Genomic DNA, 24378 nt, shown 5'->3' on the forward strand with positions numbered 1-24378 from the left:
CGATAAATAATTTACCAACGAACTCCCTGACATTGTCTAATAATTTGAGACTCTAAATATTGTTTTAAAATATTAAATTGAGAATGATTAATACGATAATAAATAGATCGACCTTGTTGTCGGGTAAAAACTAAACCAGAGTCTTTAAGTATTTTCAAATGAAAAGAAATTTTTGGTTGTTTTATATTAAGAAAGTCACAAAGATCCGTCACACACAACTCCTGATGAGACAATAATTCTAGTAACTTAAGTCGAATGGGATCTGATAAAGCATGAAAACAAAGTGGAAATAAATCTAATTTGTTTTGTCTTATCTCTATTTGCATTAGGGTACTAATTTTATATTTAACTCTTAATGTTATTTTACCCGTTTAAGTATAATTATCTACCAGTTTTTACTTAAAGTTTTGATAAAGTCTGTATATAAATTGTGTAAAGTCTATGTAAAAATACTGTGATAAAATTCTAAATAATAAATCCTTCATTATTAACTTTTCTTTGATAAATTATTAAGATGGAAAAATAACTTAATTTAAGTTCGGGATAATTATTTAAACAGGTATATACTTTTTCTTGATCTGTAGTTGCTTTTTCTACTAAATAGGATCGATCGAATAAATCTCTTTGTGCTAAAGTCTTCCAAACTTGATTATAAACAGAAGCAACTTTCATTAATACTACTACCTCAGCCCAATCTAATGCTTCTTCTAAATGTTTTACAGAATAAAGTGCCGGTAAAATAATTAATTTTTCCTCCTGTATCGTCAAAGGCAATCCCAAGACAGAAGCCGAAGCCATGGGAGAAGATACTCCAGCAATACGTTGTATTTTTACCTCTGAATATAATTTTTGGATGGTTAAAGCTAAATAAGTAAAAGTACTATAAAAACTTATATCACCCTCACAAACAAATGCGACATCTTCCCCATTTTTCAGATATTGCCATACTTGAGTACTTACATCATGCCATGCTTGAGTTAAGATATTTTGAGATATAGTATAGGGAAAAGATAAAGGTAGTTTTTTTTGATGGGGTTGTAAGTAACCTTGAATAATGGTTTCTGCGATTCCTAAACGATTATTTATTCCAGCAGGAAAGGCAATAATTTTCGTTTGCTGAATAATTTTTAAAGCCTTAATAGTGATTAACTCTGGATCACCTGTACCGACACTGACACCATAAAGAGTGCCTATTTTATCTTTCATTTCGATCGATCATTTGAGAAATTTTTATTGATTCCCTATTCTCTGTCTTCACTAATAAACTTAAGTACTGATAAATAAACAATAAAAAACAAGGGATATTTTAGATCACCCCTTGTCCATGTTATGTCTTGGCAAAACCAATTTTTTTGAAAAATCAAAACCGATTAGACACCACTAGAAGTAAGGTTTTCTTCTTCCACAGTGTTGGAATCTACTTCAGAAATATTCTCATCAGCAGAAATATTTTCGATCAAAACTTCTTCTTCCGCCGTAATGCCTTCTAATTCAGCAGGATCGATCGCAGGAGTATCTCCATCACCGGCTAACAATTTCTCTCTGAATTTTTGAGCCATTTCTTCCGCTTTTTCAAACACCAAATCACGGTTTTTGAGCATATCACCCGGTTCTGGTTCTAATTGCTTAGTGGAAAGAGAAATACGACCTCTTTCTGCATCTAAATCAATAATCATCACTTTCAATTCATCATTGACATTAAATACACTATGAGGAGTATCAATATGATCATGAGAAATTTCAGAAATGTGTAACAAACCACTAACTCCCCCGATGTCAATAAATGCACCGTAAGGCTTAATACCACGAACAGAACCGATGACAACTTGACTCACTTCTAAACCATTCATCTTACGCTCAACCAAAGCCCGTCGATGACTGAGTACTAGACGATTACGCTCTTCGTCAACTTCTAAAAACTTGAGGGGTAAATCTTGACCCACTAAATCTTCTTTAGTATCTTTAGCACTAATATGAGAACCTGGAATAAAGCCTCTTAAACCTTCCACTCTGACTAATGCACCACCACGATTAGTGGCGAAAACGTTAGAATAAACGGTAGCATCTTCTTCTTGCAATTGACGAACTCTTTGCCATGCTCGCATATACTCAATTCTGCGAATGGATAAAGTTAACTGTCCGTCTTCATTTTCATCGGTAAGAATGAAAAACTCTCTAGTTTCATTGGCTTGTAATACTTCTTGAGGATCATCAACTCTATTGATGGAAAGCTCTTGTACTGGAATATAAGCGGCAGTTTTTGCTCCTATATCGATAAGAGCGCCCCGAGACTCCATACTAAAAACAGTTCCAGCAACAATGTCACCGGGACTGAAATGATAATCATATTGATCTAAGAGAGCGGCAAAATCTTCGTGGGTAAAACCAATATTACTATTTAGAGTTTCTGTCTGACTGACCATAGGCATTTTTTACTATTGTATTAATTTTATTTAATTTGATAATTCTTCATCCCTCCTCAGCAACTTAAGGTTATTAAGATAACTGACTAGATAGACATAGATTATTAATATAATGTTTACTACTCTATCGTTACAAAAGTGGACTTTGGCAACTCTGAAGACGAAAGTCATCAGGATTTTTTATTATTATTGCTCAGTGTTTTATCTTAAGCAAATAAATAACAGCCAATTATCTACTCTAACATTAAAAATGAATAATTAACAATGATTTTCAAGCTAAATGCTTTGATACTTTTAACTCATCTGTGCTTAAAAGGTGGGGAATTTCGTGTCAAAATTGATTTTAGGCAATTATTTATTAAATTTAATCCTCATTACTAGGTAAGGTTTTGTTAGTTTCTAAATTTTATATTATTAATTTTCCTTTATTTTCAATTTTTCAATATTCCAAAAAGCACCGCCTAAAGCTGAAAATTCTACTCCTTTTATCCGATTTCTTACTGCCGCTAAGGAATAAGGATTAACTAAGTAAATTAAAGGCAGGTATTCTACCGCTAACTGTTGAGTTTTATTATAAATTGTCTTTCTTTTTTCTAAGTCTAATTCTTTTGCACCTTCTATATATAAATCACCAATTTCAGCTTCCCAATCAGCTATAACTCTGCCTTGAATTGGTGATCTTCCGGGTTGGGGTTTTTGATTAAAAAGATGTAAATTTCCGTCTGGAAACCATAAATTAGCACCCCCATTTGGTTCATTTCCTCCTCCAAAACCAATGATATGGGCTTCCCAATCTAAAGAGTTAGTGAGTTTATCTACTAATACACTAAAAGCGATCGGTGTAAAGTCAACAGTGATGCCAATTTGACTTAAATCCTGTTTTATTTGTGAACCTAAAGATTCCCTAATTTTATTTCCTGCATTGGTTAATAAAGTGAATCTTACTTCATGATTTTCTGAGTCTAATAATTTTCCTTGTTGATCATATTTAAAACCTTCTTGTAAGAGTAATTTTTTAGCTAATTCTGGATCATAATCATAACCAATAATAGTTGGATCATAAAAAGGAGATTGTACCGAAATAGGCGAGTTTTGTGCTTCTCCTAAACCTCGATAAATATTATTAATCATGCTTTCTCTATTGATACTATAAGCGATCGCTTTGCGAAAATTCATGTTATTAAACCATTTAGATTTTATTTGATCAACTAAAGGTTTACCATCTCTTGATCCTTGATTAAGATTAAAACTCATAAAGGTTGTACCATAAGCGGCACCGCCATTAAAAATGCTAAAATTTCCCCGATTTTCTTCTCTTTTTAACAAAGAAAAATATTCAGGAGTAACACCAATAGAATCTAAACTGCCCGATCGAAATTGTAATACTGAAGTATCAGTAGATTCGACGATTTCCCAAACTACTTCATCAATATAAGGTAGAGGATTTTTATTTTCATCTTTCTGCCAATAGTAAGGATTTTTAGTAAAAATTATTCGTTGAGAAGTAGCATAGCTTTTTAGTTTATAAGCTCCATTAACTACTAATTGATCAGGGGGAGTGTCGACACCCCAAAAAGAGAGAAAAATTGGTTTTCCATCAGCTCCTTTTTGAGTAACTTTATCCTCTAAAATATGTTTAGGTAAAATAGATAATCCTGTACTTTCTAAAAAAGGTGCAAAAGGTTCAGGGATAATGAATTTTACTCGTAAATTATCAATTTTTTCAACTATGGGAAAAGCTCGATTTTTTCCAATTCTTAAACTATCTCTCGCATTGGAAGGGATTTCTTCATTAAGATATAATTGGTTATAACTAAAAACAACATCATCAGCAGTTAAAGGTTTAGCATCAGACCATTTTAAATCATTTTTGAGAGTAAAAATAATAGTTAATTTATCTTCAGAAATAGTCCATGATTGTGCCAATGCTGGTTCAATTTCTCCTGTAAGCGGATTTTCTGTAACTAATCCTTCATAGGTTAAACCAAAAATATTGGGGGATTCTTGAGATAAAACAGCATTAAAGGTTTTCGGATCACTTAAAATGGCTTGAATAAGTCTTGATTCATTGTTTGCAGAGGAATTTAAACTACAGGAAGACAAACACAAAACAACAAAAATTAGAGAAAAAGTGATAATTAAATGTGATAGTTTTCGCCATTGTAGTTTTATAATATTGTTAATTGACTTCATAATTTACAGCACAAAAATTCAATTATTGCTAAGATATTAACTTACATTGTTACTTAAAATTACGTTTCTCAGAAATAATGTTGGAAAATCTTTTTAATTTATCGCAAAATTTTCAAACTTTTATTAAAGATTTAATAATAGCAATTTCTATATTAATTTTAGCTTATTTCTTCTTGAAAATAACCAGAAATATTGTTTTTAAACAAATCAAAAAGATTACCAATAAAGAAGATAGTATTTTAACTAATAAAATAGTAATTATTATCGATAAATATTTTCTTCCTATTACTTATTTTGGTTTGTTTTATACTACGTTAAAAGAGATTGATTTTAACCCTTCGATCGTAGCTACAGTTAAAACGATCGTGATTATTTTAACCACTATTTACGTTACTAGATTTTTAGTGGATACATCCAGAATTATAATTTACTTTTATAGTGAAAAATATCGTGATTCGGATTCAATCATCGAAAGAAATATTAAGGCTTTATTTCCTGCCATTAGAATAATATTTTGGCTTTTTGCCGTTATCTCAATTTTGAGTAATTTAGGTTTTGATATTAAAGCGATTGTGGCTGGTTTAGGAATTGGTGGTGTGGCTTTAGCTTTAGCTTCTCAAGGAATTTTACAAGATTTATTTAGCTATTTTGCGATTTTGTTCGATCGACCTTTTGAAATTTCTGATTTAATAGCAGTAGGAGATTTTATGGGTCATGTAGAACATATAGGTATTAAAACTACAAGAATTAAAACCATAACAGGAGAACAATTAATATTAGCAAATACCGATTTAACAAGTTCGAGACTACGAAATTTTAAGCGGATGGAAAAAAGACAAGCGATTTTAAAAATAGGAGTCGTTTATGAAACAGATAATCAGAAACTAGCAGAAATTCCCTCCATCATTGAAAATGCAATTCAACACATTGAAAATCTAACTTTTGATAGTGCTTATTTTTCTGGATTCGGGGATTTTAGTCTTAATTTTGAAGTTATTTATTATGTCGATAGTAATGATATTAAATTGTACCGTTTAACAAAAAATCAAGTAAATTTATCTATCAAAAATGCTTTTTCTGAACATAACTTAGAGTTTGCTTATCCTACTCAACTTCATTATTTATCAAGAGCTTAAATATATTTATCGGTAAGTATTTTTTAAGTAGATAAATAGATAAAGAAAATTTATCAGGGAAAATATGTAATTTATTGTTACTAATTCCTTTGATAATTTGTCGAATAACATCGGCAGGATTAGTGGCTAAATGAGCGGGAAAACCTTGATAATTTTCGGCTAATGTACCATAGGCTTTAGATTTTAAAATAGGAGTGCGACTAAAAAAAGGATAGGCAACACTAACTTTAATATTATATTGTTTGACTTCTCGATCGAGTGCTTCACTAAAACCACGTAGTCCAAATTTACTACTAGCATAGGGACTCATTCCCGATAAACCTACCCATCCTGCTAAAGAAGAAATATTAACGATATGTCCTTTTTTTTGCTTAATCATCTCTGGTAAAAATAAGGCCGTTAAAGTCATGGGAGAAAGAAGATTAATCTGCATTAACTTTTGCCATTCCATCATCGGAACTTCATCTATACGTCCATATAATCCCATTCCTGCATTATTTATTAACATATCGATCGATATATTTAATTCCCTAACTTGCTCATACAATTGTTGACAACCTTCCGCAGTAGATAAATCCCCTTGCAAACAAGCAATAATTTTACCTTGATTAATTTCACTGGTAATAGTAATAGCCTGAGAAAGCAGTTTTTGACGATCGACATCCGTTAAAATTAAACGACTACCTTTTTCTAATAATTGTTTGATAAACTCCTCTCCAAAACCTCCTCCAGCACCAGTTATCAAAATGACGGTATTATCTAATTTAGTCATGAATTTATTTTGTTTTTAAGTGATGTTTTTCTCAAAATGGTAAAGATATTTTGAATTGTCAATGATTTACGATCGAAGATCTTGATAGAGGTGCTATATCTAAGTATAATTTTCTTAATCTACAAAGTCTGTTTTTCTAGGCATGAAAAAAATTATAGAAGGGCTACATCGGTTTCAGGCGGGTTATTTCGAGAGTCATAAAGATTTATTTGAACAATTATCTCATGGACAACATCCCCGTATTTTATTTATCACTTGCTCTGATTCTCGAATCGATCCCAATCTTATCACCCAAGCCAACGTTGGGGAATTATTTGTGATTCGTAATGCTGGTAATATTATTCCTCCTTTTGGTGCAACTAATGGTGGTGAAGGTGCTTCGGTAGAATATGCCATTGCGGCTTTGGATATAGAACAAGTGATCGTATGTGGCCATTCTCATTGTGGTGCCATGAAAGGTTTATTAAAAATGTCCAAATTAGCAGATAAAATGCCTTTAGTGTATGAGTGGTTAAAACAAGCAGAGGCAACTCGTCGTTTAATTATTGATAACTATAGCCATGTAGAAGGGGAAGAATTATTACAAATTACCGTTGCGGAAAATGTCTTAACTCAATTGGAAAATTTAAGTACCTATCCCATTATTCGCAGTCGTTTACATCAAGGGCGACTATCCCTTCATGGTTGGATTTATAGCATTGAAACAGGAGAAGTTTTAACTTATGATCCCATCGCCCACGATTTTGTTAACCTAGAAAGTCGTACTAATAATCCTGAATATATTTATAACTTACATCCTAGTTGTTCGGTGTCTCAATCTATCGGATGTGGGATTTATGATGTTAATGGCGAAAAGAAACAACCTCAAACTATCCCGGAATCTATCAATCCTAACTTACCTCGATCGAATCGTCTTTCACAAGAACAAGCCGAAAGAATTTATCGTGGTTCACGTTAATTATGAATAAAATACAAATATAATTTATTTTTAACTACTGTAAAATGTAAATAAAGAATAAAAGATCTAAAAATTATGGATTTAGACCAACAATTAAGAAATTTGATTAATGAAGCCCCAGAATATGGCGTTCCTTCTATTATTATGGAGGCTGGGGTTATCCCTGTTATTAGTGCCTACGCTCATCAATTAGACTATAGTAGTTATTACTTAAGACAAAATCTTGACAATAACTTAATCTTAACTATTCTTGGCTCTGAGCAAGATCCAGAAGTCGAAAAAAAAGTTATCTATGCCTTCCCCACGATCGAAGATGCTACAGATTTTCCAGACACCAAAATCAACGATTACAATTTAGTTGCTCAAGAAATTCCCGTAAGTCAAATATTATTCCAAATGTTTACGATGAAAGAAGTTGATAGCGTTATTTTTGTGGAGAAACCCGAAAATTATCAACAAAGTAAAGAAATTTATTGTGAAAAATTACAGAGTGCTATTCAACAAAGTTTAACTAATTTTATTAACTCTAATAGTTCTCATATTGTCTAAGATCACTTTAGAAACAATAGATCATAAGAAGTGTTAATTGTCAATGATAAATTATTTAAGGATTTTTCAGTTTTTCTTCTAACTCGGATTTATCTGTGATAATCTCAAAAATATTTCCCATATTAGTTAAATCAAATAACATTTTTACTTGATCATTCAAAGACATCAAAAAAAGTCTGCCACTGACACCACGAACCATTTTGAGAATTAATACTAATCCCCCCAAACCAGAACTATCCATGAAAGTTACTTTCTTTAAGTCAATGAGAATGACATTAACACCCTGATCAATTAACTCACCAATTTGTTGACGAAACTGAGTTGATTTACCATTATCGAAAATACCTTCAGGTTTTAGAACTTTTATTCTAGGTAACATGGATTAATAAATTGCTAAAATTTAACCGATATAGTCTATTTTAACCAAAATTGAACTCCTTGATCGAGTTAATTTTTCATTCCTGTAGTACTAACTCCCTCAATAAACTGTTTTTGTCCGATGATAAACAGAATAATAACGGGAATGGTAGAAATCACCACTGCGGCCATCAGTAATGACCAATTACTGGTAAACTGTTCTTGAAATGAAGCTAAAGATAGTTGTACGGTGGTTAATTGAGGATTGTTAGTGAAGACAAGGGGTTTAAATAAATCATTCCATTCCCCGATAAAAGTAAATAAAGAGAGGGTGATTACCGCAGGTTTAGCTAGGGGAAAAAGGATAAACCAGATTACTTGTAAACGATTTGCACCATCTAATTCCGCCGCTTGTTCTAATTGTTGAGGTATTGTCGTAAAATATTGACGCATCAAAAAAATACCAAATCCACTGGCCGCTGTTGGCAAAATTAAAGCCCAATAAGTGTTTATTAAATGTCCCCATTTTAGGATTAAAAAAATTGGAATTACTAATATTTGAAAAGGAATAATTAAAGTAGCTAAGATTAATAGTAAAACAAAATTTTTTCCTTTAAAATCTAATCTAGCTAAAGCATATCCGCCTAAAGTTGAGGTAATTATTTGTAAAATAGTAACAGAGATCGCCACTAAACTAGAATTAGCAAAAGCTAATAAAAAATTGCCATCGTTCCACGCATTTTGATAATATTTTAAGGTAAGATTATGTTCTGAAGAACTATCAAACAAAGACGTGTAAATAACAATAAATAAAGGAAATAAAACTATAATTAAACCAAGAAAAAGAAACAAAAAACTAAATATTTTAAATAGAAAATTATTGTTATTCATCAAATACAAAAAATAAATATTAAGGTTCTTCTACACTAATTATAGATTCCTAGAAAATAATCGATGCCAAAAGCACACTACGCACACGAAACTTTTATCTATATAATTTTAATCATTTAAAAAATGCAATTATTATAAAGCTCTCAGTTTTAATTTAACCTAAAACCTACTACCTAAAACCTAACACCTTTTATTTTACTAAATAGTGATTTCATAACAAAGAAAAATTAAGTAGATCGATCGTTTAAGATACAATTCAAGGGATATAAGTAAAAATACATTAAATTATACAACGCCCAATAATGGTAGATTTAACCCCTAACTCTAGTTTTAGTTTAACAGTTCGTTTAGAATTAATAAATCGTGCTGGTACACTGGCAAAAGTAACCAAAGCTATCGCTGATGTTGGCGGTAGTCTAGGTCAAGTATCCCTCATCGAGCGTAACTTGAAAACCATCAAAAGAGAGTTACAGATTGACGCATCTAGTACCGAACACGCTGAGAAAATTGTTAATGCCATCAAGTCTGTATCTGAAGTACAAATTCTTCATGTAAGCGATCGAACTTTTGATATTCATAGGGGAGGCAAAATTCGCATTCAAAATCGTATAAGTATTAACTCCTCCTCTGATTTAGCTATGGCTTACACTCCGGGAGTGGGACGTATTTGTAAAGCTATCCATGAAGAACCTGAAAAAGTATTCTCTTTAACCATTAAAAGTAATAGTGTAGCGATCGTTACTGATGGTAGTGCAGTATTAGGGTTAGGAAATTTAGGCCCCGAAGCCGCATTACCCGTGATGGAAGGGAAATCGATGTTATTCAAAGAATTTGCCGATATAGACGCATTTCCCATTTGTTTAGCAACTCAGGATGTAGAAGAAATTATCAAAACTGTCAAAAATATCGCACCAGTATTTGGAGGGGTTAACCTTGAAGATATTGCCGCACCCCGTTGTTTTGAAATTGAGAAAAGACTGCAAGAGGAGTTAGATATTCCTATCTTCCACGATGATCAACATGGTACTGCGATCGTAACAGTAGCCGCTTTAATTAATGCTTTAAAACTGGTTAAAAAAGAAATGGAAACCATTAGAGTTGTTATCAATGGTGCCGGAGCGGCAGGAATTGCCATTGCCAATCTCTTAAATAAAGCTCATTGTACTAATATTACTCTTTGTGACTCGAAAGGTATTATAAGTCTCGAGCGACCAAATTTAACCTCAGAAAAACAATATTTTGCCGTAGAAAAAGGTGGATTATTAGCAGATGCTTTAATGGATGCAGATGTATTTATAGGAGTGAGTGCGCCTAAAGTCGTAACCCCTGACATGGTAAAAAGTATGGCAAAAGATCCTATTATCTTTGCTATGGCTAACCCTATCCCTGAAATTCAACCCGAATTAATCCAAGACATAGCGGCGGTTATTGCCACAGGTAGAAGTGATTACCCCAATCAAATCAATAACGTTTTAGCCTTCCCTGGCCTATTTAGAGGGGCATTAGATTGTCGTGCTACTACTTTAACTACCGAAATGTATCTTCAAGCCGCTAAAGCGATCGCCTCTTTAGTCTCTCCTAGTATATTAGATAAAGAACATATTGTTCCTTCTGTGTTCGATAATCGAGTAGCCACCACCGTATCCGCCGCCGTACAACAGGCAGCCAGAGAAGCAGGAGTTGCTAGACTTTAATAGTTAGGGTTTGCTGAAAAAGTCTTTTGATGAGGGTAGGAGAGAGGAGTTAGGAGAAATACTTATAAATCAAGCTCTCAATCTTAAGTTATAACAATTATTATCAAAGCGTTTCTACTAGAGAATGGTATCAAATAAAAAAGTGGATAAATATTCTCAATTTTTCCACCTATCTAACCTCAGTTCGATGCAAAATGTATAGGTAATAGCAAGGTATTAGGTATTAGGTAAAATAATTGATGAAAAACTGTTAACAACTGATTTTATTTAGATTTATTTAATTAAATAATTCAATCAGATTTGGTATTTTTAGAACCTAAAATCTAAAGCCTAAAACCTACCTACATCAAGGATTTTTTCTCGAACTCAGGTTATCTAATTGTCCACTTGTGTTCATCATTTTTTTATGTGGAACTGAGATTTGTATTACATCTGTTGGGAAGCGTTTTAGTTTGCCCAACATTTTATTTTTAGTTTTTGGAAGTTCCTATGACAAATAAATGAAATATTTAAAACAGTTAGCCATATTAACGTTCTCCTCGTTAGTAATATTATCTCTATTTGCTAATGAGGTAAAATCCATTCCTCCTCAAGAAATATTCCCTCATGGAATAGATCATTTAGAAAATATCGGCGGTGATTTTTTACCTTTAAATTCTGAAGACTCCAACTTAGATGAAGGTAGTTATTGGTATGATCTTTATCAGGATCAAAAAACAGTTTATTTAATATTACAGAAATTAAAAGGAAGAAATCCAGATGGAACAGCCATATTTGAATTCTTAGATGTAGTTATTATTCCTGAGTTAATTAACAAGAATATCTTCGGAATTATGAGAGAGACAAGTGATTGGTGTCAATATCCTAATAATAAAGTTTTGGAAGATATTAACCTAATCATAATTGTAAAATACAATAAAGACACTGCCACTCCCATTAAATCTTTTCGAGTCAATTTTGATAAAGAAAAATGGGAAAAACCCTCTCCATCAATTATTAAAGATCTTACTTGTGAACTTCCCTACCCGTAATTTTTTGGGTTAAATTTTAGAAACTCGAACAGAAATACTACCTTTTTTTAAAGATGCTAACTGACGAAAAAGTCCTTTTGATAAATCTAATGAGCAACGACATTTATCTTTGACTACTCCAGTAACGCAACGATTTTGATGACAAATACGGAGACGAGTGCCAATTTTATACTGGTTACTGGCAACAGCATTAGAATTTTGGCTGAATCTTTGCCCATTAGCCATTTTTTTCCCTTGGTAAGCATCAGAATAATAAGTAGCGGTAGTTCCTGCTATTGCTTGAGTTGGGGATATAATGAAACTAGAAATAATCAAGAGTTTAGTTATTAGTTTGTTTTTTAAATTCATAGTTGAGTAAGTAAAAGTACTCACTCAGTTTAGCGTAAAAAAAAAAAATTATCAATTTTTGTTAAGAATCAATTGCTATTGTGATCAAAAAATGTTAAGGATTAAATTCTAAACAAGAAAGCAAAGTTTGTTCTACAGATTCGGCTAGGGCTTCTAAATGGTATCCTCCTTCTAACCCAAAAACTACCTTCTTCGTAATTTTTAAACAGTGTTGAGTAAGAATATAATAGTCTTGAGGAAATAAAGACATTGATGCAAGAGGATCATGATAGTTTGCATCATATCCGGCACTAACAATTAATAAATCTGGTTGAAATTGAGTAATAAAAGGAATTACTTTGTATTGAAAATATCCTTCATATTCTTTAATAGTATTTCTAGGTTCGAGCGGAATATTTAAAACATTATCATAACATCCTCGATCGCTGACTTTTCCCGTACCCGGATAACAAGGGTATTGATGAAGGGAACAATAAATAATATTAGGATTATCGGCAATAATGTCTTCTGTACCATTACCGTGATGTACATCCCAATCTAAAATAGCAACTTTTTCGACTCCTTTTAAAGTTAACGCATAATTTGCGGCGATCGCCGCATTAGAAAAAAGACAAAAACCCATACCGATCTTCGCCGTTGCATGATGACCCGGAGGACGGGCTAAAATAAAACAAGGTTGATTATCTCCTAAAACTTGATTTACTCCATCTAACCACGCGCCTACTGCCAGTAAAGCAACATCATAACTTTGAGCAGATACGGCGGTATCTTCATCTAATTTTCCACCACCACGAGAGGCGATCGTTTTGATTCGATCGATATAATTATGATCATGGATTTTTTGTACCCAATATAAGGCTTGGTTTTCCTCATTCGATCGAGGTTCTAACCAGTGTAGCTTATCCTTACATACCCCATTCATCAATCGTTGTTGAATAGCCGTTAACCGTTGAGGAGATTCAGGGTGAAATCTTCCCGTTTTATGATCTAAAAAGCGCTCGGAAAAAATAACTTTTACCATGATCAAAAATTGTTGCTATGCAAGGTGTTCCGAAGTTTAGACAATTTTATTTCAGGAAATCTTAATTTATGGAGTTGACAATTCCAATAGTTATAGTCTATATTTGTTTTGTGTGGGGAGCGAACCAGAAAGAGAGTCGAGACGAAACAAGGTAAGTCGTCGATTCTCTTTTTACTAACCATTTTTTCTTGTCATCAGAAACCCAAAGGATATTTGCTTAACAAAGATAAAACTTTTCTTAACCTTTATTAAGTAGGGTGAGCAGAAGCCCACCACAAATAAAAAACTAATTAGGAGTTTGAGCTGCAAACATTTCTTTTAACTTGCTTAACTCATTAGCCCAACGAGGATCAGGTTGAATAGATTCAGAAACAGAAACTGGTTTATCACCTTTCTGTTTTCCACCGCCACCTTTACGACCTTTTTTCCCATTAGTTTTCTTAGGGCCCTCACGACGACTAGGTTTAACAGTGTTTACTTCTGTAGGAGTAGTTAATGCAACATTATCATTTTCAGTATCAGATTGTACCTCACTAGCTTCAACTTCAGCCGTTGCACCATTATCTTCTTTATCCCCTTTTGTGCGAGGTAGGGCTTTTTCGATTAATAAGATAAAATCAGCACCATTTTCATCTTTAAAAGGTTCCCCATTATAAACGAAAACTTGCTCATTATATTTACTAATAAATAAATCTGCATCTTCATCAGTAGGTACAGTTACAAAACCAAAGCCACGACACTCATTCTTTTTACGCTCTTTAATTAGCTTAGTAGTGAAAGAAGGCTCAAATTCACTGAACATTTTTTCAAAACCTTCTTTTTCTAACTCTGCTTTTGGTAATTTCACATAAAGACGTACAGACATTGAGTTTTCCTCCTAATTTTTATATGTAATAAATTTTTCTAAGATTTATAAAGTTACCACAGATTAACTCTCGTATTCACAACAAATGAGCTAGTTAACTCTTTTGAGTCGAACTAACTCTACATCGACGACGATTTAACCTTGTCTCAGTATCCCATGAAGACTTGAATATCATTGACTGCTCTGCTATCAATTGGGTTATAACAAATTTATTTTATTGAATTGAGAATAATCTGAAGTTTTTTTATATATAAGTTATTTCTAACCACTAGATCCTATCACAGTTATATCTTTGTGTTAACCATTTTCTAGTAGAATCACTATTTTTTTCTGCTAGTGTTATCATTTTAATAATGATATAGGTATTTATGCTTATTGTTCAATATGAGCAGTTTAAGATATTTGACCGTGATACTCATTAAGGTAGTTATTTTTGCAAGGAAAGTATAGTGGCTTATCCCAGATACAAGAATAACAGGTTTTAGCTCTAAAGTAAAGGAGAATCTAAGATTATGTCTAATTCTATGGAATTGTCTCTCGAACAACAATTTAATTTACGTTCGTTTCAAACTCAAGTAGATAAAATGAGTCGGGAACAAGCGAAAGAATTTTTACTAAAATTATATGAGGAAATGTTAGTTAGGGAAAATGTATATAAAGATGTCCTCAAACATCAATGGGGACTTGGGGATTAGTGGAAGAATGGAGAATTGAAAATTAATTCCTCATTCTAATTTTCCTTCCTTATTAATTTTAAGGGGTTTGCCAAATTCTCTCATGGTAAGCGATCGGGTCGATTAATGGATCGCTATCATGATGGTGATTATGGTGTCCATGATTATGATCGTGATGGTGGTGATGGTGATCATCATTTGCCAAAGCATTCAGACGAAATTTACACATCTCACAATTCATCTTAACTTCCCCCTTATGGGTTTCAATTTCTCTATCCCTAATCAACTTCAATAACTCTGGTTGAATCCCCATTTCTGGCAAACAAGTTATGTCAATGTGGGGATACTGATTTTGGTGTTCTTCAGTAATAGCATATATTTTTTTCATCAAAGCTCCCATAAATAGAAAATAAGGAAGAACAATAATTCTTTTTGGTTGATATAACAAAGCTCGGCGAAATCCTTCTTCTAAACGAGGATGAGTGATTCCGATAAAGCAAGTTTCAACGGTATTGTATCCGCTACCTTCCCACAAAATACGAGCTAATTTGTAAACATCTCCATTGGCATCTGGATCACTTGATCCCCTACCGACAAATAATAATACCGTTTCTGCCCTAGAAATATTGTGGGAATTGTGTTCTGGGTTATCTAATTGAGCAAGACGATTTTGCCATAAATTGATAATGCTGGGGGTAATGCCAAAGTGTCTTCCATAATAAAACTGTAACTGAGGATATTTAAGCCTACATCTATCTAACTCATTGGTTACATCAAATTTATTGTGACGAGCGGCAAATAAAAGTATCGGCAAAGCAGAAATTTCTTCATAACCTTGTTTAATACAGTATTCAACTCCTTGCATTATATTGGGTTCAGTCAACTCCAAAAAACAAGATATTACAGGCCTCGATCGATCTAATTCTTGATAGGTGTGAACAAAATCCATAAAAACTTGACGACCTTGTTCATCTCTTGTACCATGACCAATCATTAGTAACGGGCGTTGGTAAGGTAAAGGTTTTAAAACAATGTTGTTATAGTTTGATGATATTTGAGTTATAGGGAGAGTTTGCATTAAATTTTAAGATGAATAGGAGTGATAGATATATTTACTCAATTATATCGATCCCTTGAAATCAGAGTAATCCTAAACAGGGGGATAACCACAAGAAGTTAACAGATTAGAGAGTGGTTAATTTATTAGAAACAAAATTATATAGCTTTCCTAAATCATTTGTGAAAATTTTAGCTGTTAGCCTTTTTTCCATTAAAGAATAAGTAATCAATTACTAATGTTGACGATAAATTTAACTTCACAATAGCTGATAACTGATTGGTAATTGCTAATTACTAATAATTAATTCGTAGCCAAGAAGTGATAAAATTGCCTTTGATTGATTAGCTATTCTTTTTAAAAATCCATGCCTGAAGCAGTAGGAGTTATTCAAACTTTAGGATTTCCCGCTATCTTAGCGGCCGCAGACACTATGGTTAAAGCGGCAAGGGTTACTTTAGTTTATTTTGATAAAGCAGAAAAAGGTGATTTTGTCATCGCTATTCGAGGGCCTGTTTCTGAGGTTAAAAGGGCTATGGCTGAAGGTATCAAAGAAGCAGGAAATGTTTTCGGAGGGGTAGTGCAAACTCACTATATTATCCCTAATCCTCCTCCCAATGTGGTGGATGTTTTACCGATCGAATATACAGAAAAATCTCAACCTTATCGCTTTTAAGAGGATTTTTTTTGACAAATAAGTTTATTTTTTATTACTTAAATTATTATTTTAGGAGAATTTTTTATGCCTTCACAGTCAGCAGTAGGATCTATTGAAACAAGAGGATTTCCCGGAATTTTAGCCGCCGCCGATGCAATGGTTAAAGCCGGTAGAGTAACTCTTGTGGGTTATATTCGTGTGGGAAGCGCCCGTTTTAACGTTAATATTAGAGGGGATGTTTCTGAAGTTAAAACCGCTATGGCGGCGGGTATCGATGCAGTAGGAAAAGTAGAAGGTGCTATTCTTGAGTCTTGGGTTATTATTCCTCGCCCCCACGAAAATATTTGCGCTGTATTGCCGATCGACTACTCAGAATCCGTTGAAATTTATCGCCAAGCCGTTGAGGGTGTAGCCTTACCTCCTGCCCGTTAATTAAGTAATGAACAATTAACAACTAACAATTAACAATAAGTAGTGAATTTAGTCGCTTTAGCTGACTTGTGCTATGAGCCTTGAAATTTATGTCAAGGTGGTTTTTGATACTAACACCTAACACCTAATTACTGATGATTGCTTTTACAGAATATCAACAACGTCGGCAAAAATTTATGAGTACCATTGGCAAAGGGGTTGCGGTGTTTCGTAGCGCACCTCATGCGGTGATGCACAATGATGTAGAATATGTTTATCGTCAAGATAGTGACTTTTATTATTTGACGGGATTTAATGAATCAGAAGCAGTCGCTGTTTTCGCACCTAATCATGAAGAACATCAATTCATTCTTTTTGTACAACCCAAAGATTTAGCCTCAGAAATTTGGACAGGTTATCGGGTTGGTGTTGAAGGAGCTAAAGATCTTTACGGTGCTGATGTGGTTTATCCTATTAATGAGTTAGACGAAAAATTACCTCAATATCTCATTACGGGCGATCGAGTTTACTATCATTTAGGTAGAGATTTACCTTTCAATGAAAAAATTATCTACCATTGGCAAAAGTTAATTGCTAGTTATCCCAAAACAGGACAATCACCCACAGCTCTCGAAGATAGTAATTTTGTTTTACATCCTTTACGGTTAGTAAAAAGTGAAGGAGAAATTACCATGATACGCAAAGCAACGGAAATTTCTGTAAAAGGACATCAACGGGCGCGAGAATTTGCTCAACCCGGACGTTATGAGTATGAAGTTCAAGCAGAAATTGAGCATACTTTTAGACAATTGGGAGGAGATGGTGTTGCTTATCCCTCGATCGTAGCATCAGGAGGAAACTCTTGTATTTTGCACTATATCGAAAATAACCGCAAAATGGAAGCAGGAGATTTATTGTTAATTGATGCAGGATGCTGTTATGGGTATTATAACGGTGATATTACTCGCACTTTTCCTGTAGATGGTAAATATACTCCCCAACAAAAAGACATTTATCAGTTAGTTTTATCTGCCCAAACCCAAGCTATAGAGCAAGTGAAACCGGGCAACACCTATAATCAATTTCATGAAAAAGCAGTAGAAGTATTAGTAGAAGGGTTAAAAGAACTTAAATTGTTACAAGGAGATACCAAAGAAATAATCGAACAAGAAAAATATAAACCCTTCTATATGCACCGTACAGGGCATTGGCTAGGATTAGATGTTCATGATGCTGGATCTTATAAACAAGATAAAGAAAATTGGCTCACTTTTCAACCCGGAAATATTGTTACTGTTGAGCCCGGTATTTATATTTCACCTTATATTACTCCTTTTGAGGGACAGCCAGAAATTTCTGATATGTGGAAGGGAATCGGTGTCAGAATCGAAGATGATGTATTAGTTACGGAGTCGGGGAATGAAGTTTTAACCAGTGACATTGAAAAGTAAGGAGTACCTCAGTCAGTTCAACGTGAATTACAGGACACTACTTGGAAGCGTCATAATTGTCATTCCCAAAACTCATAATAAATAAAAAGATATTGCGATGAGTCGCTTTAGCAGACTTGCTCTAAGTTAAGAAATAAATTTCATGGCGGATTATGATATGCCATCCCAAATGATATACGATCAAGCCATTTGACGATGAAACTACCCATAATAAATTGTATCATAAGTCGCTTTGCAATAAATTCACAAAGCTAATCGCATAAATCAGCTAAAGCGATTATTATTCTAAATTAAAAGCCATAATTAATCTTCTAATTTCCGTGATTATTAACCAAAAAAACGAGACTCCTCCTTCTCACCCTAAATCTTTGCAAATTCAAGCGTCTCCTGAGTTGGGAAAATGGTTACAACAGGAAAAAATAAGTCTTGCTTTCACTACCTATCAAACTAATCGGTTAATTTTTGTAGGTAGTAAAACTGATGGTAATATAGCCCTGAATGAAAGGCTTTTCGATAAACCAATGGGATTATACGCCCACAATCATAGTCTTTATATGACTACTCGTTATCAAATTTGGCGACTAGATAACCTTTTAAGAGAAGGAGAAAAATATCAAGGGTGGGATCGACTTTATGTCCCCAGTGTGAGTTATACTACGGGTAGCCTTAATGTTCATGATGTAGTAGTAAATTACAATGAACAACTTTTATTCGTTAATACCGATTTTAGTTGTTTAGCCACGATCGAAAGAGGTTATAGTTTTAAATCAGTATGGCAACCCCATTTCATCAAAAAGCTACGCTCAGAAGATAGTTGTCACCTTAACGGTTTAGCTTTAGTTGACGGCAAAGCTACTTACATGACGGCTTGTAGTGCTACTAATAACCCCGCAGGATGGCGTAATTGTCGTTTAAACGGTGGCATTGTTTTACACATTCCCAGTAATGACATTATTGCTGAAGGTTTATCTATGCCTCACTCTCCCCGTTGGTATCAAGGCAAGTTATGGTTACTAAATGCAGGTACAGGAGATTTCGGATATATTGAAAATAATAAATTTATTCCCCTCACATTTTGCCCCGGTTTTGTACGTGGCTTGGCTTTTTGGCAAAATTATGCTTTTGTAGGATTGTCGAAACTTCGATCGAACTCTTTTACGGGGTTAACTTTAGAAAATCGCCTTATTCAACAGGAAATGACGGCAGGTTGTGGCTTATTGGTGATTGATATTAACACAGGGAAAGTAATCCATAGCTTATTTTTTGAAAGTGTCATTGAGGAATTATTCGATGTGGTAGTATTGCCTAATATCCTCTCTCCTAAAGCATTAGGTTTTCAAGATGAAGATATTGAGAGATTAATCACGTTTCCCGAAAGTAAAGGGATTATCACCACTAAACCCACCGTAAAATGCCCCAGTATCGGTGAAAAAGCCCCCATAGCAGGATTACCCAATCAACAAAGATTAGCAGAAGAAAAAGAAAGTTTTTCTAGTGAGGCTGTTAAATATCAAAGAGTCTATCATCTCAATCCCGAAAGTTTAGCACCTTATGACACCATGACATTCCCCAGTTTGCAAAATCGTTGGCAGACTCAATCCCAACGGGGAGAATTAGTGGGCATTTCTGCTTCCATTTTCGGGGATATGGTGGGTTTTCTCATTGCGGAATTTTTGCCTGATACCACCGCCGAGATTATTTCTTTATTAGTCGCAGACGGTTATCGTCAACAGGGTATCGCTACCAAAATGTTAATTCTCCTCGAAAAAGAGTTAATCAAGGAAAAATGTCTTTCTCTAAAAATTGTTTATGAATCTTCTCAATTTATCGATACGAGACTGACTCCTTTACTGCAAAAATTAGCTTGGCAATCTTTCACTGTTATCGATAACAACCACAAACAGGCAATTAAATTATTAACAAATCTCTCTCTATCCTCCTTGACAACAGAGGAAGACAACCCTCCCTTTATTTCCCAAGAATTGCCAAAACAAGAGAGAATACACACTAAGAAAGCAAAAAGACAAAAACAAGGCAAAGGTTTTCTATCTACTGTTACTTCTACCCCTGTTAATCTATCATTGAGTCAGGAAATAAAAAATACTGATGAAGATAGGCAAAGGGTATCTCCTCTTAATCCTTTCTTAGTAAGGGGCAACAAGCAATATAATCAACCTTTGGCAACAACTTCTGTTAACCCTAATGCTAGATTAAAATTTGAGGAAGGGAAAGCAAAATTTAAACGTCAAGACTTTGAAGGTTCGATCGAATCTTTCCGTGAGGCAATCAAGCTACAGTCTAATTATATTCCCCCCTATAACCAATTAGGCAATGCTTTACAGATGTTAGGCAAAACAGAAGAAGCTATCCAAGCCTATCAACAACTGTTAACGATTAATCCAAATGTTGCCCCTGCTTATAATAACTTAGGTAGTTGTTTGCAAATTAAAAACCGCATCGAAGAAGCTATCCAAGCCTACGAAAAAGCCATTCAACTTAAACCCGACTTTACCCAAGCCTATTCTAATTTAGCTATCTTATTCAGTAATCAAGGCAAATCTCAAGAAGCAGAAAAATGTCTTCAACAAATCCTGAGTTTACAACCTAACAACCCCGAAATTTATTACGAATTAGGAAATCTTTTCAGAAGTCTTGGTAAAAATGATGAAGCCATAGACTACTTTCGTCAAGCTATTAAATTAAAACCAGACTATAGCCCAGCCTATCAAAATTTAGGTTGTCTGGTAATGATGCGCAATCAAATGGAGTTAGCTCAATCTTGTTTTGAAAAGGTGCTAAAATTAGAGCCTGATAATGCTGAATGTTATGGTAATTATGGCAATGTTTTAGAAGCTCAAAATCATTTTAAATTAGCATTACAAGCCTACGATCGATCTTTAAGTTTAAAACCATCAGCTCTTAACATCCTATATCAAAAAGAGAATCTTCGGTTAACCCTCTGTGATTGGGAAGATTTCGATACCAGAATGGAGTTATTAGAAAGAGAAATCACCACCTATCTAAAGGAAAAAAAAACCCCTTTACTTGTGCCTTTGGTGTTAAATACCTTCAATTTTCCTATCTCCCTTCATCGTCAAATCAATCTGCAATGGGGTTATAACTTTACTCACAGTATGATGCAAATTAAACAACAAAGTAATTTTATCCCTCGTATCCATCCAAAACAAAAACTACGCATCGGCTATGTTTCTGCTGACTTCCGTTGTCATGCTATGGGAGTTTTAATTTATCAAATGTTTCAATATCACAACCGAAACTCCTTTGAGGCTTACTGCTATTCCCTAAGCGATTATGAAGACAATATGACCAATATTATTAAACAAGGGTGCGATCGATTTGTCAACATAACCTCTCAGTCTCCCCAAGACACCGCTAAACTTATCTATCAAGACGGCATTGATATTTTAATCGACTTAATGGGATATACTAACCTATCTCGCCCCGCCATTTTTGCCTTACAAGCTGCACCTATCCAAATCAGCTACTTAGGACATCCTAACACCATGGGAGCAGATTTTATCCAATATATTCTCGCCGATGAAACCATTATCCCCCCTGAGTTAGAAAAATATTATACAGAGGAAATTATCCGTTTACCTTATGGCTTTGTTGCTTCGCCTTTAGAAATGTCAGAAAAAACCTTTACCCGTGCCGATTTTGGCTTACCCGAAACTGCCGTTGTCTATGGTTGCTTTAACCGCAGTAATAAACTTCATCCCGATTTATTCGATATTTGGATAGAAATTTTACGACAAGTACCCGATTCCGTGTTATGGTTTTTAGAAGATCATCAAGAAGTCATTGAAAATCTGCAAAATCAGGCAAAAAAAGCAGGAATCGATATTAAACGCCTCATTTTCACCCCTAAACTACCTACCACAGAATTTAACACCGTTTCTTCTCTTGCAGATTTATTCTTAGATAGTTACATTTATAATGCTGGTTCAACTGCCGTCTGTGCCTTATGGGGAGGCTTACCCATTTTAACCTGCACGGGAGAAATTTTTGTGTCTCGCATGGGGGCAAGTCTTTGTAAATCCGTTGGTTTAGAATCCCTAATTTGTCAAACTCCCCTTGAATATCAACAAAAAGCCATCGAATTAGGTAAAAATCCTTCTACTCTGCTTCAACTAAAAGAGCATTTAATGGGTTCAAAAGAAGAATTACCTCTTTTTAAAACTAAACAGTGGATTAAAAGCCTAGAAAGTGTATTAAAAGCTGTATGGGATGACTTTTTAACAGTTAATGGAGAGCAAGAAAATAGTGAAAATCAATATCAGTTTACTCTCAACCGAAAAAGAAAAGCACAAGGAAATCTCTTTACTGTGACGAAAATGGGCTTAAAACCACTAAATAATCAAAATATCCGGAAAATTCGCCTAGTTTGTGCCACTAGAGAGACGAAAGATAACTTTTTCTCGAAAACATCTCTTGGTTGTTCCCTTCTCAAGTACAATATACCCTCATTAGAAATAAAATTATTTACTGAGAATACTGTCGGTTTACCTATTCTCTATAATCGTATCATTGAAGAATCCGTGATCGATCGAGCTATCTTAATCTTTATCCATGATGATGTTTCGATCGATGATCCTCATTGGTTAACTAAAACAGTAAAAGCCTTAAAAGTATTCGATATTGTGGGATTAGCAGGAAACAAAAGACGACTACCCCAACAACCAAACTGGTATTTTACCGATGCCCAATTAACCCCAGATACGAAAAAAAATCTAAGCGGTATCGTTTATCATACTAAAGAATTAGAATCTCAACCTTCCTTATATGGTGCATCTTTTCAACAGGTGAAACTCTTAGATGGTTTAACGTTAATTTGTCACAGTGAAACCTTAATAGCTAATGATATGCGTTTTGATGAACAATTTGACTTTCATTTTTACGATATGGATTTATGCCGTCAAAGGGAGATGAAAAATGTAACGATGGGTACATGGAATATTTTTGTTACCCATGATAGCGGAGGAAATTTTGGGGATGAGAAATTTCGCTCGAACTATAAAAAATATCTGCAAAAATGGGGGGAATAAACACGATCAAGCCATGAAATAGTCTTAAAACTCGATCGTTATAATAGAAGATGAAGTGGTAGGTAAAAACAAAAACCATGACGGAAACTGAAATTAAAAATATTATTGAACAACAGTTACCAGAATTAATCAAAAATCCATCGATGCGAGATTTTATTCTGCGTACTGTCTCAGAGTATTACGCACCAAAACAAGAAACAGAAAGCAAGTTTGACAGAATTTTAGCAGAGTTACAGCACGATCGAGAAGAACAAGTCCGTAAATGGGATGAAAATAATCGTCGTTTAGATGAGTTTATCCATCAACAAAATCTCAAATGGGAGGAAAATAAACAGCAATGGCATGAACAAAATGAACTCAATAAGGCGATGTTAGAAGAAATCAAAAAACTGAGCAAAAAATACGATAGTACTATTGGAGCTTTAGGGTCACGATGGGGATTATACTCAGAAGCAAGTTTTCGTAATGCCCTTAAAGGTATCCTTGAAGACTCCTTTGGAGTACAAGTATTAAATGTCAATGAATTTGACGATGAAGGAGAAGTGTTTGGCAGACCAGATCAAGTAGAAATTGATGTTATAGTGAAAAATGGTTTACTGATTTTGTGTGAAATCAAATCCTCGATCGATAAAGCGGGAATGTATATATTTGATAAGAAAGTAGCTTTTTACGAAAAACGTCATCAAAGAAAAGCTAATCGTAAAATGGTTATTTGTCCGATGGTTGATGACAGAGCGAAACCTGTAGCGAAAAATTTAGGCATTGAACTTTATAGCTATGGCGACAGCGTAGAATTGAATTAGAGAAGATCGATCTTGATCGC

Annotated in this window: 22 protein-coding genes; 11 read left to right on the forward strand and 11 right to left on the reverse strand. The window is 34.0% G+C overall.

The genetic code is table 11. The annotated features are described in order from the left end of the window. Positions 1 to 11 precede the first annotated feature (11 nt). The 4 genes from GM3709_RS12745 to GM3709_RS12760 form a co-directional block, all read right to left on the reverse strand. Positions 12 to 326 carry a helix-turn-helix transcriptional regulator gene (locus tag GM3709_RS12745; protein WP_066119874.1) on the reverse strand — a complete coding sequence of 105 codons (315 nt, stop codon included), beginning with the start codon at positions 324 to 326 and terminating at the stop codon, positions 12 to 14. 139 nt (positions 327 to 465) lie between these two features. Then, positions 466 to 1206, reverse strand: coding sequence for a precorrin-2 C(20)-methyltransferase (locus tag GM3709_RS12750; protein ID WP_066119876.1), 741 nt, complete (start codon positions 1204 to 1206; stop codon positions 466 to 468). 164 nt (positions 1207 to 1370) lie between these two features. After that, the gene (locus tag GM3709_RS12755) at positions 1371 to 2423 is read right to left on the reverse strand and encodes a 30S ribosomal protein S1 (protein ID WP_066121921.1); all 1053 of its coding nucleotides are present in this window, start codon (positions 2421 to 2423) and stop codon (positions 1371 to 1373) included. Between the two features lie 414 nt (positions 2424 to 2837). Beyond that, entirely contained in the window at positions 2838 to 4616 is a 1779-nt protein-coding gene (locus tag GM3709_RS12760) for an ABC transporter substrate-binding protein (RefSeq protein WP_066119878.1), read from the reverse strand. Between the two features lie 77 nt (positions 4617 to 4693). Here GM3709_RS12760 and GM3709_RS12765 point away from each other — a divergent pair, with 77 nt between their 5' ends. Then, on the forward strand, positions 4694 to 5752 hold the full coding sequence (locus GM3709_RS12765; protein ID WP_066119880.1) for a mechanosensitive ion channel family protein: 1059 nt from the start codon (positions 4694 to 4696) through the stop codon (positions 5750 to 5752). On the opposite strand, the gene GM3709_RS12770 is transcribed toward GM3709_RS12765, so the two are convergent. Next, positions 5721 to 6524 (reverse strand): SDR family oxidoreductase, encoded by an 804-nt coding sequence (locus GM3709_RS12770; RefSeq protein ID WP_066119882.1) that lies wholly within the window; start codon positions 6522 to 6524, stop codon positions 5721 to 5723. The two genes, GM3709_RS12765 and GM3709_RS12770, sit on opposite strands and share 32 nt — an antisense overlap. Before the next feature lie 142 nt (positions 6525 to 6666). Between GM3709_RS12770 and GM3709_RS12775 the strand changes: the two genes are divergently transcribed. Then, positions 6667 to 7482 (forward strand): carbonic anhydrase, encoded by an 816-nt coding sequence (locus GM3709_RS12775; RefSeq protein ID WP_066119884.1) that lies wholly within the window; start codon positions 6667 to 6669, stop codon positions 7480 to 7482. A gap of 75 nt (positions 7483 to 7557) precedes the next feature. After that, positions 7558 to 8031: a hypothetical protein gene (locus tag GM3709_RS12780; RefSeq protein ID WP_066119886.1), complete on the forward strand. Its 474-nt coding sequence runs from the start codon at positions 7558 to 7560 to the stop codon at positions 8029 to 8031. Between the two features lie 55 nt (positions 8032 to 8086). Here the strand turns inward: GM3709_RS12780 and GM3709_RS12785 are convergent, their stop codons facing one another. Both GM3709_RS12785 and GM3709_RS12790 read right to left on the reverse strand, forming a co-directional pair. Further along, positions 8087 to 8410: an STAS domain-containing protein gene (locus tag GM3709_RS12785; RefSeq protein ID WP_066119888.1), complete on the reverse strand. Its 324-nt coding sequence runs from the start codon at positions 8408 to 8410 to the stop codon at positions 8087 to 8089. 68 nt (positions 8411 to 8478) lie between these two features. Beyond that, positions 8479 to 9240, reverse strand: coding sequence for a carbohydrate ABC transporter permease (locus GM3709_RS12790; protein WP_315863038.1), 762 nt, complete (start codon positions 9238 to 9240; stop codon positions 8479 to 8481). 341 nt (positions 9241 to 9581) lie between these two features. On the opposite strand from GM3709_RS12790, the gene GM3709_RS12795 reads away from it, so the two are divergent. Together GM3709_RS12795 and GM3709_RS12800 are read left to right on the forward strand one after the other, a co-directional pair. Beyond that, positions 9582 to 10973 carry an NAD-dependent malic enzyme gene (locus GM3709_RS12795; RefSeq protein WP_066119892.1) on the forward strand — a complete coding sequence of 464 codons (1392 nt, stop codon included), beginning with the start codon at positions 9582 to 9584 and terminating at the stop codon, positions 10971 to 10973. Positions 10974 to 11473: 500 nt separating this feature from the next. Continuing rightward, the gene (locus tag GM3709_RS12800) at positions 11474 to 12004 is read left to right on the forward strand and encodes a hypothetical protein (RefSeq protein ID WP_066119894.1); all 531 of its coding nucleotides are present in this window, start codon (positions 11474 to 11476) and stop codon (positions 12002 to 12004) included. Between the two features lie 9 nt (positions 12005 to 12013). On the opposite strand, the gene GM3709_RS12805 is transcribed toward GM3709_RS12800, so the two are convergent. The 3 genes from GM3709_RS12805 to GM3709_RS12815 form a co-directional block, all read right to left on the reverse strand. After that, complete coding sequence (locus GM3709_RS12805; RefSeq protein WP_066119896.1) at positions 12014 to 12352, reverse strand: septal ring lytic transglycosylase RlpA family protein; 339 nt, start codon at positions 12350 to 12352, stop codon at positions 12014 to 12016. Positions 12353 to 12446: 94 nt separating this feature from the next. Beyond that, positions 12447 to 13373 (reverse strand): histone deacetylase, encoded by a 927-nt coding sequence (locus tag GM3709_RS12810; RefSeq protein ID WP_066119898.1) that lies wholly within the window; start codon positions 13371 to 13373, stop codon positions 12447 to 12449. Positions 13374 to 13659: 286 nt separating this feature from the next. Continuing rightward, a complete protein-coding gene (locus tag GM3709_RS12815; protein WP_066119900.1) occupies positions 13660 to 14238 on the reverse strand; it encodes an RNA-binding protein in 579 nt (192 codons plus the stop codon). Positions 14239 to 14750: 512 nt separating this feature from the next. On the opposite strand from GM3709_RS12815, the gene GM3709_RS12820 reads away from it, so the two are divergent. Continuing rightward, positions 14751 to 14933, forward strand: coding sequence for an NblA/ycf18 family protein (locus GM3709_RS12820; RefSeq protein ID WP_066119902.1), 183 nt, complete (start codon positions 14751 to 14753; stop codon positions 14931 to 14933). 58 nt (positions 14934 to 14991) lie between these two features. Here the strand turns inward: GM3709_RS12820 and GM3709_RS12825 are convergent, their stop codons facing one another. Then, positions 14992 to 15990: a sirohydrochlorin chelatase gene (locus GM3709_RS12825; RefSeq protein ID WP_066119904.1), complete on the reverse strand. Its 999-nt coding sequence runs from the start codon at positions 15988 to 15990 to the stop codon at positions 14992 to 14994. 346 nt (positions 15991 to 16336) lie between these two features. On the opposite strand from GM3709_RS12825, the gene GM3709_RS12830 reads away from it, so the two are divergent. From GM3709_RS12830 to GM3709_RS12850, 5 genes are all read left to right on the forward strand, one after another. Next, on the forward strand, positions 16337 to 16645 hold the full coding sequence (locus GM3709_RS12830; protein WP_066119906.1) for a carbon dioxide-concentrating mechanism protein CcmK: 309 nt from the start codon (positions 16337 to 16339) through the stop codon (positions 16643 to 16645). Positions 16646 to 16711: 66 nt separating this feature from the next. Continuing rightward, the gene (locus GM3709_RS12835; protein ID WP_066119908.1) at positions 16712 to 17059 is read left to right on the forward strand and encodes a carbon dioxide-concentrating mechanism protein CcmK; all 348 of its coding nucleotides are present in this window, start codon (positions 16712 to 16714) and stop codon (positions 17057 to 17059) included. Positions 17060 to 17193: 134 nt separating this feature from the next. Continuing rightward, positions 17194 to 18489, forward strand: a complete 1296-nt coding sequence (locus GM3709_RS12840) for an aminopeptidase P N-terminal domain-containing protein (protein ID WP_066119910.1) — start codon at positions 17194 to 17196, stop codon at positions 18487 to 18489. A 320-nt stretch (positions 18490 to 18809) separates the two neighbouring features. Then, on the forward strand, positions 18810 to 23555 hold the full coding sequence (locus GM3709_RS19215; RefSeq protein ID WP_071828046.1) for a TIGR03032 family protein: 4746 nt from the start codon (positions 18810 to 18812) through the stop codon (positions 23553 to 23555). A 77-nt stretch (positions 23556 to 23632) separates the two neighbouring features. Next, a complete protein-coding gene (locus GM3709_RS12850; protein WP_066119912.1) occupies positions 23633 to 24358 on the forward strand; it encodes a PD-(D/E)XK nuclease family protein in 726 nt (241 codons plus the stop codon). Positions 24359 to 24378 lie beyond the last annotated feature (20 nt).

The sequence above is a fragment of the Geminocystis sp. NIES-3709 genome, assembly GCF_001548115.1.
Classification (GTDB): domain Bacteria; phylum Cyanobacteriota; class Cyanobacteriia; order Cyanobacteriales; family Cyanobacteriaceae; genus Geminocystis.